At 62.5% G+C, this 16,018-nt stretch carries 13 protein-coding genes, 2 tRNA genes and 2 rRNA genes; 8 read left to right on the top strand and 9 right to left on the bottom strand.

The genetic code is table 11. The features are described from left to right. The first annotated feature begins 10 nt into the window (after positions 1-10). From ASD71_RS12800 to rrf, 4 genes are all read left to right on the top strand, one after another. Positions 11-87, top strand: a tRNA-Ile gene (locus ASD71_RS12800). Positions 88-111: 24 nt separating this feature from the next. Beyond that, positions 112-187 (top strand) — tRNA-Ala (locus tag ASD71_RS12795). 295 nt (positions 188-482) lie between these two features. Continuing rightward, positions 483-3,367, top strand: a 23S ribosomal RNA gene (locus ASD71_RS12790). 201 nt (positions 3,368-3,568) lie between these two features. Continuing rightward, positions 3,569-3,681 (top strand): 5S ribosomal RNA (gene rrf, locus ASD71_RS12785). Between the two features lie 155 nt (positions 3,682-3,836). On the opposite strand, the gene ASD71_RS12780 is transcribed toward rrf, so the two are convergent. Then, complete coding sequence (locus tag ASD71_RS12780; RefSeq protein ID WP_056564166.1) at positions 3,837-4,577, bottom strand: aldolase; 741 nt, start codon at positions 4,575-4,577, stop codon at positions 3,837-3,839. 29 nt (positions 4,578-4,606) lie between these two features. Continuing rightward, the gene (locus ASD71_RS12775) at positions 4,607-5,317 is read right to left on the bottom strand and encodes a haloacid dehalogenase type II (RefSeq protein ID WP_056564165.1); all 711 of its coding nucleotides are present in this window, start codon (positions 5,315-5,317) and stop codon (positions 4,607-4,609) included. 232 nt (positions 5,318-5,549) lie between these two features. On the opposite strand from ASD71_RS12775, the gene ASD71_RS12770 reads away from it, so the two are divergent. Next, positions 5,550-6,419, top strand: coding sequence for a LysR substrate-binding domain-containing protein (locus ASD71_RS12770; RefSeq protein WP_056564164.1), 870 nt, complete (start codon positions 5,550-5,552; stop codon positions 6,417-6,419). A gap of 243 nt (positions 6,420-6,662) precedes the next feature. Here the strand turns inward: ASD71_RS12770 and ASD71_RS12765 are convergent, their stop codons facing one another. From ASD71_RS12765 to ASD71_RS12755, 3 genes are all read right to left on the bottom strand, one after another. Beyond that, a complete protein-coding gene (locus ASD71_RS12765; RefSeq protein WP_162253558.1) occupies positions 6,663-7,121 on the bottom strand; it encodes a YchJ family metal-binding protein in 459 nt (152 codons plus the stop codon). A gap of 181 nt (positions 7,122-7,302) precedes the next feature. After that, positions 7,303-7,575 (bottom strand): GNAT family N-acetyltransferase, encoded by a 273-nt coding sequence (locus tag ASD71_RS12760; protein ID WP_056564158.1) that lies wholly within the window; start codon positions 7,573-7,575, stop codon positions 7,303-7,305. A gap of 175 nt (positions 7,576-7,750) precedes the next feature. Next, positions 7,751-8,746 (bottom strand): 3-hydroxyacyl-CoA dehydrogenase NAD-binding domain-containing protein, encoded by a 996-nt coding sequence (locus tag ASD71_RS12755; RefSeq protein WP_156395139.1) that lies wholly within the window; start codon positions 8,744-8,746, stop codon positions 7,751-7,753. Positions 8,747-8,856: 110 nt separating this feature from the next. Between ASD71_RS12755 and ASD71_RS12750 the strand changes: the two genes are divergently transcribed. Further along, positions 8,857-9,483 (top strand): hypothetical protein, encoded by a 627-nt coding sequence (locus ASD71_RS12750; protein ID WP_056564142.1) that lies wholly within the window; start codon positions 8,857-8,859, stop codon positions 9,481-9,483. A 20-nt stretch (positions 9,484-9,503) separates the two neighbouring features. Here the strand turns inward: ASD71_RS12750 and ASD71_RS12745 are convergent, their stop codons facing one another. After that, positions 9,504-10,901 carry a DHA2 family efflux MFS transporter permease subunit gene (locus ASD71_RS12745; RefSeq protein ID WP_056564141.1) on the bottom strand — a complete coding sequence of 466 codons (1,398 nt, stop codon included), beginning with the start codon at positions 10,899-10,901 and terminating at the stop codon, positions 9,504-9,506. Positions 10,902-11,019: 118 nt separating this feature from the next. Between ASD71_RS12745 and ASD71_RS12740 the strand changes: the two genes are divergently transcribed. Further along, positions 11,020-11,889 (top strand): LysR family transcriptional regulator, encoded by an 870-nt coding sequence (locus tag ASD71_RS12740; RefSeq protein WP_056564138.1) that lies wholly within the window; start codon positions 11,020-11,022, stop codon positions 11,887-11,889. Positions 11,890-11,972: 83 nt separating this feature from the next. Next, positions 11,973-13,388: an amidase family protein gene (locus ASD71_RS12735; protein WP_056564135.1), complete on the top strand. Its 1,416-nt coding sequence runs from the start codon at positions 11,973-11,975 to the stop codon at positions 13,386-13,388. Positions 13,389-13,403: 15 nt separating this feature from the next. On the opposite strand, the gene ASD71_RS12730 is transcribed toward ASD71_RS12735, so the two are convergent. From ASD71_RS12730 to ASD71_RS12720, 3 genes are all read right to left on the bottom strand, one after another. Then, the gene (locus ASD71_RS12730; RefSeq protein ID WP_056564125.1) at positions 13,404-14,189 is read right to left on the bottom strand and encodes a 2-keto-4-pentenoate hydratase; all 786 of its coding nucleotides are present in this window, start codon (positions 14,187-14,189) and stop codon (positions 13,404-13,406) included. A gap of 4 nt (positions 14,190-14,193) precedes the next feature. Continuing rightward, positions 14,194-14,574, bottom strand: a complete 381-nt coding sequence (locus ASD71_RS12725; RefSeq protein WP_200949391.1) for a hypothetical protein — start codon at positions 14,572-14,574, stop codon at positions 14,194-14,196. A gap of 149 nt (positions 14,575-14,723) precedes the next feature. Next, a complete protein-coding gene (locus ASD71_RS12720; protein WP_056564122.1) occupies positions 14,724-15,989 on the bottom strand; it encodes a glutamate-5-semialdehyde dehydrogenase in 1,266 nt (421 codons plus the stop codon). Positions 15,990-16,018: the final 29 nt, after the last annotated feature.

Here is a 16,018-nt window from a genome sequence, read left to right as displayed (position 1 = left end):
AGAAGGTTTTGGGTCTGTAGCTCAGTCGGTTAGAGCACCGTCTTGATAAGGCGGGGGTCGTTGGTTCGAATCCAACCAGACCCACCARGTATTTCGCGTCAAGCGGGATATGGGGGTGTAGCTCAGCTGGGAGAGCGCCTGCTTTGCAAGCAGGATGTCATCGGTTCGATCCCGTTCACCTCCACCATTGATTCTCATTRATCGCCGGTGGCGATGTAGAGGCCAACTCATAGTGTCGTGGCTCACGATGTTATGAGTTGGGTTTTACYCAACAGCTATATTTGTTCTTTAACAATCTGGAAGAAGCACAACGAAAATGTGTTCATCRAGTAATCAGCGYTGCTGATGARGATGGGCACGGGTTGTGATTGCATTATTTTTGTTCCAAGTTCTCAAGACTGRGGTGCAAGCCTCAGACTGCTTTGAAACTTATGAACGGCACAAACGCTAATACTCAGGTCCTATAGCCTACAGCGTTATAGGATCAAGCGACTAAGTGCATATGGTGGATGCCTTGGCGATCACAGGCGATGAAGGACGTAGTAGCCTGCGAAAAGCTGCGGGGAGCTGGCAAACAAGCTTTGATCCGCAGATATCCGAATGGGGAAACCCACTGCAGCAATGCAGTATCCCTAGCTGAATACATAGGCTAGTGGAAGCGAACCGGGTGAACTGAAACATCTCAGTAGCTCGAGGAAAAGAAATCAACCGAGATTCCGAAAGTAGTGGCGAGCGAAATCGGATGAGCCTTTACGTTTTAGCRCGCAGGATAGTCGAACGGAATGGAAAGTCCGGCCGTAGCAGGTGATAGCCCTGTAGACGAAATTCTGTGTGTGGAACTAAGCGTAAGACAAGTAGGGCGGGACACGTGAAATCCTGTTTGAAGATGGGGGGACCATCCTCCAAGGCTAAATACTCGTGATCGACCGATAGTGAACCAGTACCGTGAGGGAAAGGCGAAAAGAACCCCGGAAGGGGAGTGAAATAGATCCTGAAACCGTATGCATACAAACAGTAGGAGCCTCCTTGTGGGGTGACTGCGTACCTTTTGTATAATGGGTCAGCGACTTACATTCAGTGGCAAGGTTAACCGAATAGGGAAGCCGTAGCGAAAGCGAGTCCGAATAGGGCGATTYAGTCGCTGGGTGTAGACCCGAAACCAGATGATCTATCCATGGCCAGGTTGAAGGCACGGTAACACGTGCTGGAGGACCGAACCCACTAATGTTGAAAAATTAGGGGATGAGCTGTGGATAGGGGTGAAAGGCTAAACAAATCTGGAAATAGCTGGTTCTCTCCGAAAACTATTTAGGTAGTGCCTCAAGTATTACTGCGGGGGGTAGAGCACTGTTATAGCTAGGGGGTCATGGCGACTTACCAAACTATGGCAAACTCCGAATACCCGCAAGTACAGCTTGGGAGACAGAGCACCGGGTGCTAACGTCCGGACTCAAGAGGGAAACAACCCAGACCGCCAGCTAAGGTCCCAAATTATCGCTAAGTGGGAAACGAAGTGGGAAGGCATAGACAGTCAGGAGGTTGGCTTAGAAGCAGCCATCCTTTAAAGAAAGCGTAATAGCTCACTGATCGAGTCGTCCTGCGCGGAAGATGTAACGGGGCTAAGCGATAAACCGAAGCTGCGGGTGTGCACTTTTAGTGCACGCGGTAGGAGAGCGTTCTGTAAGCCTGCGAAGGTGGCTTGTAAAGGCTGCTGGAGGTATCAGAAGTGCGAATGCTGACATGAGTAGCGATAAAGGGGGTGAAAAGCCCCCTCGCCGTAAGTCCAAGGTTTCCTGCGCAACGTTCATCGGCGCAGGGTGAGTCGGCCCCTAAGGCGAGGCAGAGATGCGTAGCTGATGGGAAGCTGGTTAATATTCCAGCACCGTCGTACAGTGCGATGGGGGGACGGATCGCGGAAGATCATCAGGGTGTTGGATGTCCCTGTTGCTGYATCGAAGATGGCGCTTAGGCAAATCCGGGCGCGTAAATCAAGGGTRTGGCACGAGCGAGCATTGCTTGCGAAGTGATTGGAAGTGGTTCCAAGAAAAGCCTCTAAGCTTCAGCTGTACGAGACCGTACCGCAAACCGACACAGGTGGACGGGATGAATATTCCAAGGCGCTTGAGAGAACTCAGGAGAAGGAACTCGGCAAATTGATACCGTAACTTCGGGAGAAGGTATACCCCGGTAGTGTGAAGCGCCTGCGCGCTTAGCATGATGGGGTCGCAGAGAATCGGTGGCTGCGACTGTTTATTAAAAACACAGCACTCTGCAAAGACGAAAGTCGACGTATAGGGTGTGACGCCTGCCCGGTGCCGGAAGGTTAAGTGATGGGGTGCAAGCTCTTGATCGAAGCCCCGGTAAACGGCGGCCGTAACTATAACGGTCCTAAGGTAGCGAAATTCCTTGTCGGGTAAGTTCCGACCTGCACGAATGGCGTAACGATGGCCACACTGTCTCCTCCTGAGACTCAGCGAAGTTGAAGTGTTTGTGATGATGCAATCTACCCGCGGCTAGACGGAAAGACCCCATGAACCTTTACTGTAGCTTTGCATTGGACTGTGAACCGGCCTGTGTAGGATAGGTGGGAGGCTTTGAAGCGTGGTCGCTAGATCACGTGGAGCCATCCTTGAAATACCACCCTGGTTTGTTTGCGGTTCTAACCTTGGTCCGTTATCCGGATCGGGGACAGTGCATGGTGGGCAGTTTGACTGGGGCGGTCTCCTCCCAAAGTGTAACGGAGGAGTTCGAAGGTACGCTAGGTACGGTCGGAAATCGTGCTGATAGTGCAATGGCATAAGCGTGCTTGACTGTGAGACTGACAAGTCGAACAGGTGCGAAAGCAGGACATAGTGATCCGGTGGTTCTGAATGGAAGGGCCATCGCTCAACGGATAAAAGGTACTCTGGGGATAACAGGCTGATACCGCCCAAGAGTTCATATCGACGGCGGTGTTTGGCACCTCGATGTCGGCTCATCTCATCCTGGGGCTGTAGCCGGTCCCAAGGGTATGGCTGTTCGCCATTTAAAGAGGTACGTGAGCTGGGTTTAAAACGTCGTGAGACAGTTTGGTCCCTATCTGCCGTGGGCGTTGGATACTTGACGGAGCCTGCTCCTAGTACGAGAGGACCGGAGTGGACGTACCTCTGGTGTACCGGTTGTCATGCCAATGGCATTGCCGGGTAGCTAAGTACGGAAGAGATAACCGCTGAAGGCATCTAAGCGGGAAACTCGTCTGAAGATTAGGTATCCCGGGGACTTGATCCCCCTGAAGGGTCGTTCGAGACCAGGACGTTGATAGGTCGGGTGTGGAAGCGCAGTAATGCGTTAAGCTAACCGATACTAATTGCCCGTGAGGCTTGATCCTATAACACTGATGGTTATTGACCTGGTGRTATAGCGTTCCAAGTGTCGTTCAATACAAAATACTGGCTGCACCGTCAGCAGCCAGCCAACACAATTACACCCACTGTGCGYCGATCATCGAGCTCCAGGCTCTGATCGCCACACGTTGCGCTTCTTCCAAGATTGGAGCAGTTGCCTAACCGCARCCGCTCAACCAGTTACGCCTGACGACCATAGCAAGGTGGTACCACTCCTTCCCATCCCGAACAGGACAGTGAAACGCCTTCGCGCCGATGATAGTGGACGGACGTCTGTGAAAGTAGGTCATCGTCAGGCTTTTATTGCTCAAAACCCCGCAGGTATCCCCTGCGGGGTTTTGTCTTTGTGGCGGTGCGCACAAGCYGATACCGTCTGGATATCGTTCGAATAAAGAAACCCCTCGCGGCTGGCGCCGCGAGGGGTTTTTGTGTTTGGGTTCGATACTGTCGAGATTAGGGAAGCTGGCGGCGCAGTGCTTTGAAAAATAGCTCGGATTGCAGGCGTTCACTTTGGATCTGGGCGGCGACCTTGGCGGCGATGTCTGCGTTGACGGGTTCAAGCGGACGTCCGGTGGACTGCGCGAGAACTTGCGCGGTACAGGCGCGTTCGAGGAAGAAGAGATCGTCGTAGGCGTAATCGACGCGTTCGCCGCACACGACGACGCCGTGATTGCCGAGGAAGACGATGTCGGCACCCTGCATGGCGTGGGCGATGCGTTCGCCTTCTGTGACGTCCAGCGCCAGTCCGTTGTATTCGGCGTCGATGGCGAGGCGTCCATGGAAGCGCATCGCGTTTTGCGAAAGGGTGGTGTCCAGGCCGCGGTCCGAGGTGAGCGTGAGGGCAGTGGCATAGGGCATGTGGGTGTGCAGCACACAGGCCTTGCCCGCGATCCGGTGGATCGCGGCGTGGATGAACATGGCTGTCGGTTCGACGTCGTGGCGGCCTGCGAGTTTGTTGCCATGCGCGTCGACGAGGACGATGTCGTCCGCCTGGACCTCGTTCCACATCAAGCCGCGAGGATTCAGGAGGAAATGATCGGGATCGCCGGGCAACGCCACGCTGAAGTGATTGCAGACGCCTTCACCCAGGTCATGCGCTGCGGCCGCACGGAGTGCCAGCGCCAAGTCGGTGCGCAGTGCGGTGACGGAATCGGCATGGAAGAGTGCGTCGGCAAAACCGGGTTCGTGGTTCATGGCAACCTTCAATAATAGATGGATGGGGATCAGAGCCAGCCGGCGTCGCGAAACAGGTCCGGCACGCGATCCAGAGTTGCTACGGTAGCGTCAGGGCGGTAGTCAGGCAAGGGCTTGCGGCCGGTGCCGCGGTCGATCCAGACGCATCGGAAGCCGATGTCGCGTGCCGCGACGAGGTCCAGGTGCGGACTGGCGCAGATGTGCACGACATCTGCGGGCGTGATGCCCAGGTTTTGATGGGCGTGGGCAAAGATGGTGCGTGAGGGTTTGTAGGCGCCCGCCTGTTCAGCCGTGATGACGCGATCGATATGGCCGCCTAATTGGGCGATGTTGCCGGCGATGATGTCGTCGTCCGTGTTGGAAATGATGCACAGGCGGAAGCCGGCTTGCTTGAGCTTGCCGAGCGTGTCCACGACTTCGGGAAACGGCGGCATGCGGGAGATGCTGCTTGTAAGCGTCTCTGCATCTTCGGGACGGTATGGAAGGCCAAAATGGGCCATCGTCAGCCGCAACGATTCGCGGGTTACCGACGCGAAGTTTTGGTAGGGCGGCGTGCGCTCGAGGTGGTGTTCGTGTTCGTCGTATTCATGCAGAAACTGCGCGGCGGTCGGCCGCAGCGCGGAGCCGGGATAGGCCTCGAGGATCTTTTTCACTGCGGCTTGCAGGCCTTCGTCCCATTGGATGAGGGTGCCGTAGCAGTCAAAGGTGAGCCATTGGGGTCGAGTTTGGTTGAGAGGCATGTCGGTACCTTGGGCAAGGGTGGAAGCCACAGCGTAAGGTTCGTCCAGAGCAGTTGTAAAATTAATAAAACGTGCTTGGTCAGTCGATATATAAATAAGCTTGTCATGCATCAGAGGATGTGTGGGCGAAAGCGGATGCGATCCGGTGGAAACGGACGGACACGGCACGGGAACGGCAACGCGCAGACGCGCAATATGGCCGGCCTGGATCAATAACAACGAGTCGAAGCGAATGCTTGATCTTGAACTATTGAAGACGCTGGTTTGCGTGGTGGATGAAGGCAGCTTCACCCGTGCCGCCAGTCGGGTGCATCGCACACAATCGACTGTCAGCCAGCAGGTGCGCAAGCTTGAGCAAAGCGTGGGCAAGACGTTGCTGCTTCGCGATCGCGCCAGCGGCAATGTGGCGGCGACCGAGGATGGCGAGTTGATGTTGGTCTATGCGCGGCGCTTGCTGGCGATCGCTGGCGAGGCGGAGCATGTGTTGGCCGCGCCGCGGACCGCGCGGGTGATACGGCTGGGCGTGCCAGAGGATTTTGATGTTTCTCGGTTGACGGTGCTGTTGGCGGAATTTGCCGCGCGCCATGCTGAGGTGCGGTTGGAAACGCTTAGCGGGATGAGCACGGATCTTCGTGCTGGGCTGGCGTCGGGCGAGCTGGAGTTGGCGCTGGTCAAGCGGGAGCCTGGCGATGGTCCGTGCATTGCGGCCTGGCCGGAACGGCTGGTGTGGGTAGGCGGCCAACAGCGCAATGAGCGGGCGGCGGTGGTGCCGCTGGTTCTTTTTCCGCAGGGATGTGTGTATCGCAAGCGGATGATCTATGCGCTGGAAAGCGCGGGGCGGCCGTGGCATATCGCATACCACAGCCACAGTTTGGCCGGCGTGCAGGCGGCGGTCGCTGCGGGCTTGGGGATCAGTCTGTTGCCGGCCTCGGCGCGCCTGGAGACGCACGTCGAACTGGCCGCCGCAGACGGGTTTGCCGATGTGCCGCCGACTGAGCTGGCGATCGTGGGCGACGCGCGCGGGCTTGGCGCCGTTGGGATCGATCTGCTGGACGCGCTGAAGCAGGCCATTGGCGGGGATTTACAACAGTTCGCGCCTTAGCGCGGACGATTAGCTGGCGCATCGGCGCGATGATGTTGGCGCCGGTGTCCTTGAATTCCCCGCCTGGTGGCGCATTGGACTGATCGCGACCGTCGGCGGCTGGTGATCCATCACCTTGACGAAGCTGAAGGGCGCCGCGGGGACCACGCCTTTGTCCGACACGGTGATGAACTAGGCATTCGGGCATTGCCGGTTTGGACACGCGACACCCCTTTGGTGGACATCAACGTTGGGTATGGGTGGTTAGCGCACGTCGCCGTCGAGGTAGAACCATTGTCCGTTCTCGCGCAGGAAGCGGCTGGTCTCGTGCATGCGGCTGGCGCGGCCGTCCAGGCGGCTTCTGGCCACGAATTCGACGGTGGCGTGTTCGGCGTCCTGGTCGGCTGCGGCCTTGATCTGCAGGCCAAGCCATTTCAAACCGGGCGGGTTGGGCTCTAGCGACGCCGGGCGCGTGGTGGGATGCCACGTGGCCAGCAGGTAGGGCAGCTTGTCGAGCACGAAGGCGCTGTATCGCGAGCGCATGAGGGCTTCGGCTGTCGGGGCTTGCAGCGATTGCGGGCCGTCGTGCCAGCGGCCGCAGCATTCGGGATAGGAACGGGGGCTGCCGCAGGGGCAGGGTGTTTTGGAAGAGGTTGATTGCTTCGGCACGGCGGGGGCAATTGAAGTCAGTGAACAGATCAGGCGAGAGATCGGGCGACACATCGCGGCACTCGGTCAGGTAGCGTCATCAGGCGGCCGGACCGGGCAGACGGATCGCGCACAAGAATCGAGCACACGAATCAGGCAATCGCAGCGGGCACAAGAATCAGGCAAACGACTCGAGCCGAGGCATCGGGGAGATGTATCGGCCAGATGAATCGTACCCAGAAATCGCGAGAGCGGATCACGCCAATAGATCAGTGTATTCGGGATGGCGTCGAATGTAGGCGTCGGCGTAGGAGCAGTAGGGACGGACCTTCCAGCCGTTCTCGCGTGCGGTGAGCAGCGCCTGACGGGTCAATTCGGCGGCGATGCCTCGGCCGCCGACCGCACTGGGCACGCCCGTGTGCGTGATGGCCATGGCGCCGTTCTGGAGTTGATAGTCGAGGACGCAGAGTACGCCGTCGACGGTAGCGGTGAAGCGGGAATGATCGGTGTCGTGAATTACAGAAATCATTCGAGAAAACTCCTTCGTTGATGACGAAGACGGTCGGATGTAGAGCGCACTTCTTGCCGAGGGCGGGTGCCTGTCTGACGATCCGGCGCCTGTCGCATGACCCGGTACTCAGGATCGGAGCAAGTTTCGGACCTGCGCCAAGCGTCGGATGCCCCGGCTTCGCTCTCTGAGGGCGTTACCGGTGCAGCACCTTGATCAACGCGGTGAGTTGCGCGTCGCGGGTTTCGACTAGGTCGGCGATGCTTTGGTGGCCGGCTTCGGCATTGACGCCTTCGATCAGGCGTTGTTGCAGCGCCGGCGTGACTTCGGGGGTGCCGAGGTCGTCCCACCAGGTTTGCACGGGGCCGAGCAGGTGGTGCATGAAGTGCGCGAGGCCGCCTTCGCCGCCACCCAGGTTGAAGGTCATGTGCGGGCCGAAGAGGGCCCAGCGCAGGCCGGGGCCCTGGGATACGGCGGCGTCGATGTCCGCGACGCTGGCGACGTTTTCAGCGGCGAGGTGGATGGCCTCGCGCCACAGCGCGGCTTGCAGGCGATTGGCGATGTGGCCGGGGACTTCCTTGTTCAGGCGGATGGGGTGTTTGCCCATGCTGCGGTAGAAGTCGATGGCGCGGTCCATGGTTTCGGGGCCGGTCTGGTCGCCGCCGACGACCTCGACCAGCGGAATGAGGTGCGGCGGATTGAAAGGGTGGCCGATCACGAAGCGTTGGGGATGGCGGCAGCGCGATTGCAGGCGGCTCATGATGAGCCCGGACGAACTGGAGGCGACGATGACGTGGGGAGGCAGGACGGCGTCGATGCGGGCGAAGAGGTCGGTCTTGAAATCTTCGCGCTCGGGCGCGTTTTCCTGCACGAAGTCGACGCCAGCCAAGGCCGCTTCCAGGTCGGGCTCGAAGCGCAACGCGTCGGCGGTGGCGCCGTGGCGCACGTGGCCAAGTTCGGCCAGGACCGGCCACGCCGCCTGCACGCGGGCAATGGTTTGGGCCTGTGCATTCGGACCGGGATCGCTGACGACGACCTCCAGCCCGTGCGCGAGAAACAGCGCTGCCCAACTGGCGCCGATGGTGCCGGCGCCGATGATGGCGACGCGGCGGATCGGGCCGGGGGCTGACGATGCAGGACTGGACGGCGCAGAACCGGACGAAGCAGGACTGGACGGCGCAAGGCTGGACATGCTGGTCTCCGTTGTTGAGTTTGCTTCATTGTGAAGCAAAGCCGGGGCCGTTGCCACGCGGGCTCGTCGGCGGCAAGATTAGGACTTTTCCGAATCCCCGGGAGCCTTGCATGAGTCCGACGCCCGCGCGTGTGTCCGTTCCGTATTTCTGCCAATGGGAGTCCGCGCATCGGGCGGGCGAGATCATTCGCAAGGAGCTGGACCTCGCGCATGATCCCGCATGGCGCGATTCCGGTGCGCGGGATCTGGACGAGTATGTGCGCTGGGCCAGTCATGTCTGCGGCATGGCGTGTTTGAAGATGGTGCTGGCGGCGCGGACGGGGCGCATCCATCCGACCTTGACGCTCGCCCGCGGCAGCTTGCCGTATGGCGCGTATATCGAGGAGCCGGACGGGAACATCAAGGGGCTGATCTATGCGCCGTTCGTGCGATACGTCGCCGACGTTTTCGGCCTGCGTGCGCAGGTGCGCGTCGATCTGCCCGCGTCGGACCTGCCGGGTCTGATGGCGCAATCGGAATACTTCATGGCGTCGGTCCACCCTTGGATCCGATGGCCCGACAGGGAGCCGCCGAAACAGGGTGGACATCTGGTGCTGGTGACGCGCGCCACGCCCGAGTCCGTGACGTTTCATAACCCGTCGGGTGAGCCGGGGTCGCAAGCGGATGTCGAACTTCCGCTGGCTGATTTCAACAGGTTCTACGCTGGCCGTGGCGTCGCGATTCTGGCGACCGGTTGAAGGGAGCGCCGGCTGCGCGCTCAGGCGTTGCGGGCGCGACGCAGGTAGCGCATCGCCAGTACGACGGTGATGACGTAGCTGACCGTGATCACACAGTAGGCCGCGGGCAGGCTGGCGTGCCAGTCCGGCAAGAGATGCAGGATCGTGCCCATGACCGCGACGCCGACCAGCGCGCCGGATTGGCGGTTGGCGTTCAGGGCCGCCGCCGCGCTGTTGGCGTGCTGGCTGCCGGAGACCTGCATGACGATGCTGGTCATCGCAGGCACCGCGATGCCGACGCCCAGGTTGGCCAGCGCGACGACAACGGCGAACGGCCAGTAGGCGACGCCGGGCGTGAAGGTGGCGATGCCGATGGCGCTCATCACCGCCGCGAGCGAGACGCCGGCGAGCAGAGAGGCCGACACGCTCCACCGCGACGACACGCGGCCCGAGATGAGATTGCCGATGGAGAACACCGCCAGCATCGGCACGAGTTCGATGCCGGTCTGCAATGCGTCGGCGCCGCGCGCGTGCTGCAAAAACAGGCTCAGCAGGAACAGCTGGCCATACGACGCGAGGTTGATAAGGAAGCCCACGCCGTTGGCCGCGGCGAATTGATGGGTGGCGAAGAGGGCGCGCGGGATGATGGGCTGGGCGTGCCGACGTTCGCGTTGCACGAGCAGCGCCATGGTGGCCAGGCTCAGCAGCGCCGTGACGACGATCAGCGGGGAGGTCCAGCCATACGCGTTGCCCTGGATCAGCACGAAGCACAAGGAAGACAGCGCGACGATGCCGAGCAGGTGGCTCAAGGGGTTGAGCGCGCGCGGTCGCCGGGGTGCGGCCGCGATGCGGCGTCGGGCGAGCCACAGGCCGGCCAGGCCCAGCGGGATGTTGATGAGGAAGATGCCGCGCCAGCCAAATTGGTGAATCAGTGCGCCGCCCAGCAACGGTCCGGATGCGCCGGCGACGGCCACAATCGCTGACCATGCGGCCAGCATGCGATTGCGCACGTTTTCGTCGGCATAGGCGTGCGTGAGCAGGCTGAGCGAGCTTGGCATGAAGAGCGCCGCGCCAACGCCCTGCAGCATCCGCGCCGCGATCAACATGTCGGCGTTTGGCGCCAGTCCGCATAGCAGGGACGCGGCGGTGAACACGCCCAGCCCCGTCAGATAGAGGGTCTTGGCGCCGTAGCGGTCGGCCAGCGCGCCAGCAATCAGCAGCAACGCGGCGAACGTCAGCGTGTAGCCGTCGACGATCCAGACGAGGTCCGTGAGCGGCACCGTGAACTGGAGCGCGATGCTGGGGATCGCGACGTTGACCACCGTCACGTCGAGCATGGCCATGACGAATCCGACGGCCAGGGTGACCAAAGGCACCCATCCCGTGGCGGGAGCGGGCGGCGCGTCCATTGAGGCGACGGGGCGGCAGGCGGTGGACATGGCAAGCTTCTTTCTGATTGCGCAGCGCGCGGAGGGTGCAAAGCTTAAGACGTCTTGGTGATGCAAAAAAGCCGAATTTCTGCTTTATAGTCATGCAAAACTGCATCACGGACGTGGAATGGACTGGGACAACGCACGGATATTTCTTGCGATTTACCGCGTGGGAACGCTGCGCGGCGCGGCGGCGGTGCTGCAGATCGACCAGGCCACCGCCGGCCGGCGTCTGGCGGCATTGGAGGCATCGCTGGATGCGCGGCTGTTCCTGCGCACGCCCAGCGGCTATGTGCCGACCGCAGCGGGCGAACTGGCCTTTGCCGCTGCCGAGCGCATGGAACAGGCGGCGGATCAGCTTCAGCGCCAGATGCAGGGGCTGGATCACCGGCTTTCCGGGGTGGTCCGTGTCGCGACCTCGGAAACGGTGGCCCGCTACTTCATCATGGAGGCCATCAAGCGGGTCCATGCCGAGCATCCGGATATCCGCGTGGTGCTGTCCACCGGTATTCAAATCAGCAATCTGACGCGCCGTGAGGCGGATCTGGCCATCCGCAATATCAAGCCCGACAACCCCGATCTGATCCATCGCCATCTGGCGCGCAAGGAGGTGGGCCTGTACGCGTCGCGGGCTTACCTGGAGGCGCATGGTGAACCCAAGCCCGGGACTGCCTTCGCGGGCCATGCCTTGATCGCGTATCAGCAGGCCGTCCTGCCCGGCTGGTCGGATTCGCTATGCGGCGAGCCCACCCGCAACGGCCGCATCGGCGTCGAGGTCAATTCCGGGCTGATGATCATCGACGCTGTGGTGGCGGGACTGGGCATCGGCGAGCTGCCGACCCATATGGCGCCGGATCATCCTGAACTGGTTCGGATCTGGCCCACGCGCAGCGAGGCCTATGACCTGTGGCTGGTGATGCACGGCGACCTGAACCGAACGGCGCGCGTGCGGGCGGTGGCGGACGCGATTGTCGACGTGTTTGAAGAGAGCAATTAGCGGTAAGCCGAGGGTTGTGGCGCGGCGTGACTGGCGCTAAGGTTTGCTGGCCCGCAGGATAACCATGACCTCAGGAGTTGCGCGTGTCCGATCTTTGGCGTTTGTCCGCAGTTGAGCTTGCCGCCCTTGTCCGCAAGCGTGAAGTGTCCGCCGTGCAGGCCGCGCAAAGCGCGCTGCAACGGCTCGATGCCGTCAACCCCGCGATCAATGCGGTGGTGGATCACCGGCCCGAAGACGTGCTGGCGCAGGCGGCCGACGTGGACGCGGCGCTTGCACGCGGAGAAGATCCCGGCCCGTTGGCGGGCGTGCCCGTCACCGTGAAGGTCAATGTGGATCAGGCGGGCTTTGCCACGACCAACGGCGTGCGCTTGCAGAAGGACCTGATCGCCGAGCGCAATAGCCCCGTCGTCGACAACTTGCGGCGCGCCGGCGCGGTGATCGTGGGCCGCACCAATACGCCGGCGTTTTCGCTGCGCTGGTTTACCGGCAACGCGCTGCATGGCGACACGCGCAATCCCCGCAATCCGGCGTTGACGCCCGGCGGCTCGTCCGGCGGCGCCGCGTCCGCGGTGGCGGCCGGTATCGGGCATCTGGCGCATGGGACGGATATCGCCGGCTCGATCCGTTATCCGGCGTACGCGTGCGGCGTGCATGGCCTGCGTCCGTCGCTGGGCCGGGTGGCGGCGTATAACGCCGCGCTGCCGGAGCGCTCGATCGGCGGGCAGATCACGGCGGTGTCCGGGCCGTTGGGGCGCACCATTGCCGATGTGCGGCTGGGCCTGGCCGCGCTGGCTGCGCCGGATCCGCGCGATCCCTGGTGGGTGCCCGCGCCGCTAACCGGCCCGGACGTGCCGAAGCGGGCCGCGCTGTGTTTGAATCCCGACGGCATGGACACCGATCCGGCCATCGTGAAGGCGTTGCAGGAAGCGGCGCGGCGGCTCAGCGAGGCAGGCTGGTCGGTCGATACGCTGGACGCCATACCCCCGATGCAGGAGGCCGCCGACCTGCAGGTTCGCATGTGGATGGCAGACGGCTATGACGCCATGGTGGCGGCAGCGGAAAAAGAGGGCGACCGAGGCGCGCTGGTGGCGCTGGCGGGGCAGCGCGACAAGGCGGCAAGCGCCGATCTGACAAGCTTTTCGGCGGTGCTGACGCGCCGCGCGACGCTCACGCGCCTGTGGGAGGTGTTTTTTGCTGAGTACCCGGTGCTGCTGCTGCCGGTGTCGGCCGAATTGCCGTTCCCCGACAACCTGGACTTGCAGGGCGACGCGGCCTACGCGCGCGTCTGGCGCGCGCAGATGACCCAGATCGGCTTGCCGTTCATGGGCCTGCCCGGACTGTCCGTGGCCATGGGCAGCGCCATGAGCAGCGCGGGGCCGAGTCCGGTGGGCGTGCAGGTGGTGGCGGGGCGGTTCCGCGAGGACCTGTGCCTGGCGGCCGGCGAAATCATCGAGGCCGGGGGCGAGGTGGTCGGCATTGCGGAGCCGGCGCCTCGGTAACAGCGCAACGCGGTCTCAACCGCCGAAGCGCACCTTCAACACGCCCAGGTCGCCATACGCCAGTTCGACGTCCTTGTTCGCGGGCACGTCCAGAAAGCCCGCGTACGAACCGGTGATGACGTGCTGGCCGGCCGTCAGACCCAACCCTTGCTCGCGCAGGAAATTGGCCAGCCAATACAGTCCGGCCTTGGGACGGTCGTTGGGGTGGATGCCGGCGTGCTGCTCGACCTCGACGCCATCTACCGTCAGCGTGAGGGTCATGCAGCCGGGCGCCGCATCGGGCGAGGAGATGCGGGGGCCCAGCACCAGCCCCTGATTGAACATGTGGTCCGCCAGCAGTTCGGGCAGGCTGGCATGTTCGGGGGACGCGTAGCGACAGCCCAGGACTTCAAGTGCGAGGCGAGCGTCGCCCACCGCGGCGTCGATTTCGGCTTCGGTGTAAGGGGTGTCGCGCGGCGGCAGGTCGCGGGCAAGCTGGAATGCGATTTCGGGTTCGATGCGCACGACGTCGGTGCTGCTGGCGACCGGACCGGCCGCGGCGTCCGCCGTGCCTGACGCGTAAATGGGCGCCACGACGGTTTTTTCCGGTGACGGCAGCGCGCTTTTCCAGGCGGCGATGCTGTCCTGACGGGTGGCGCGCAGCAATTCGGCCGTGCGCTGCTGCACGGCGAACGCCTGACCCAGGGACTGCGGGCGGCATTCGGCGGGCAGGCGCGGGCCGGCGATGCCGGTCTGGCGCGCGGCGATCAGGAAGCGCGCCGCGTCGACGCTGCCGGGATAGTCTTCAAATCTGATCTGCATGCGTTCAGGCTCCAAGGAACAGCATGATCCACAACACGATCATGGCAATCAGGCCCAGCCAGCACGAGCCCCAGAAACCGACGATCGGCCATTTCAGGGCAAGCGGAATCTTCTTGGGTTCGACGTGGGATAGCAAGTCATTGGCGTTGCCGACCAGCCAGAAGCGCGTGCCCGGAAACATCAGGCGGAAGAAATAATCCAGCATGATTGCGGCCTGGATCGCCAGTGGAAACTGCTTGAACGGCCGGTGCTGCAGGTAGGGATGCTTGAGCGCGGCGTTGACTTGCTTGGTCTTGACGAAGAACAGGACGATGCCGCTGATCGTGCAGGTGATGAAACAGAGCACGAAAAGGCTGAAGGCCATGGCCATGACGGGTGAATGCATGGGGATCTCAACGATGCGCGGCCGGGCCGCGTGGGATGGACGAATTCAGGCAAAAAAGCTGGCCCTATTGTAGAGGGCTTGGCGCGGCCCCGTGTTCAGGGCTGCGTCAGCGCGCCACACCCGGCGGGGCAGGGCGCGCGCGGGGCATTTCAGCCGCGGGTCTGGCCTTCGCCGTTCAGCACCCACTTGAGCGTGGTCAGGCCTTCCAGGCCCACGGGGCCGCGTGCATGCAGACGGTTCGTGGAGATGCCGATCTCGGCGCCCAGGCCATATTCGAAGCCGTCCGCAAAGCAGGTCGGCAGGTTGACGTAGACAGAGCTGGAGTCGACCTCGCGCTGGAAGCGCTGGGCCGCCGACAGGTCTTGCGTGACGATGGCGTCGGTGTGGCCCGAGCCGTAGCGTGCGATGTGTTCGATGGCGTCGTCCAGCGTGTCGACGATGCGCACGGCCAGGATGGGCGCCAGGTATTCGGTGGCCCAGTCTTCCTCGGTGGCGGGCGTGGCGTGCGGCAGCAGCGCCAGCGTGCGCGGGCAGCCGCGCAGTTCCACGCCGTGTTCGGAGAAGGCTGCGGCCAGGCTGGGCAGGATGGACACGGCGGCCACCGCGTCGATCAGCAGCGTCTCCATGGCGCCGCAGATGCCGTAGCGGTAGGTCTTGGCGTTCAGGGCAATGGCGTGGGCCTTGTCGGGATCTGCCGCGGCGTCGATGTAGATGTGGCAGTTGCCGTCCAGGTGCTTGATGAGCGGCACTCGGGCTTCTTGGGACAGGCGGGCGATGAGGCCCTTGCCGCCGCGCGGCACGATCACGTCGATGTGTTCGGTCATGGTGATGAGCGCGCCCACGGCCGCACGGTCGGCGGTGGCGACCACCTGCACCGCATCCTGCGGCAGGCCGGCGGCGGCCAGTCCCATCTGCACGATGCGGCCGAGCGCCACGTTCGAGTGCAGGGCTTCGCTGCCGCCGCGCAGGATGGCGGCGTTGCCGGATTTCAGGCACAGGGCAGCGGCGTCGATGGTGACGTTGGGGCGCGATTCGTAAATGATGCCGATCACGCCCAGCGGCACGCGCATCTGGGCGACGCGCATGCCGTTGGGCCGGACGGAGGTGGCGGTGATGCTGCCGATCGGGTCGGGCAGGGCGGCTATCTGGCGCAGGCCTTCGGCCATGTGCGCCAATGTCTTGTCCGACAGCGTCAGGCGGTCCAGCAGGGCGGGCTCCAGGCCATTGGCGCGGGCGGCGGCCACGTCTTTCTCGTTGGCGGCCTTCAGTTCGTCGTGGCTGGCGGCCAGCGCGTCGGCCATGGCGATCAGCGCCTGGTTTTTAGCCGCGCTGTCGGCGCGCATCATGGCGCGCGAGGCGCGGCGGGCGTTTTCGCCCAGGGTGAGCATGGCTTGTTCGATAGAGGACGAGGACATGGCGGCGTCGATGATGTGATGGGGCGGCG

This window comes from Achromobacter sp. Root565 (assembly GCF_001427425.1).
Lineage (GTDB): Bacteria > Pseudomonadota > Gammaproteobacteria > Burkholderiales > Burkholderiaceae_B > Achromobacter > Achromobacter spanius_D.
This window is presented reverse-complemented; position numbering and strand designations above follow the sequence as displayed.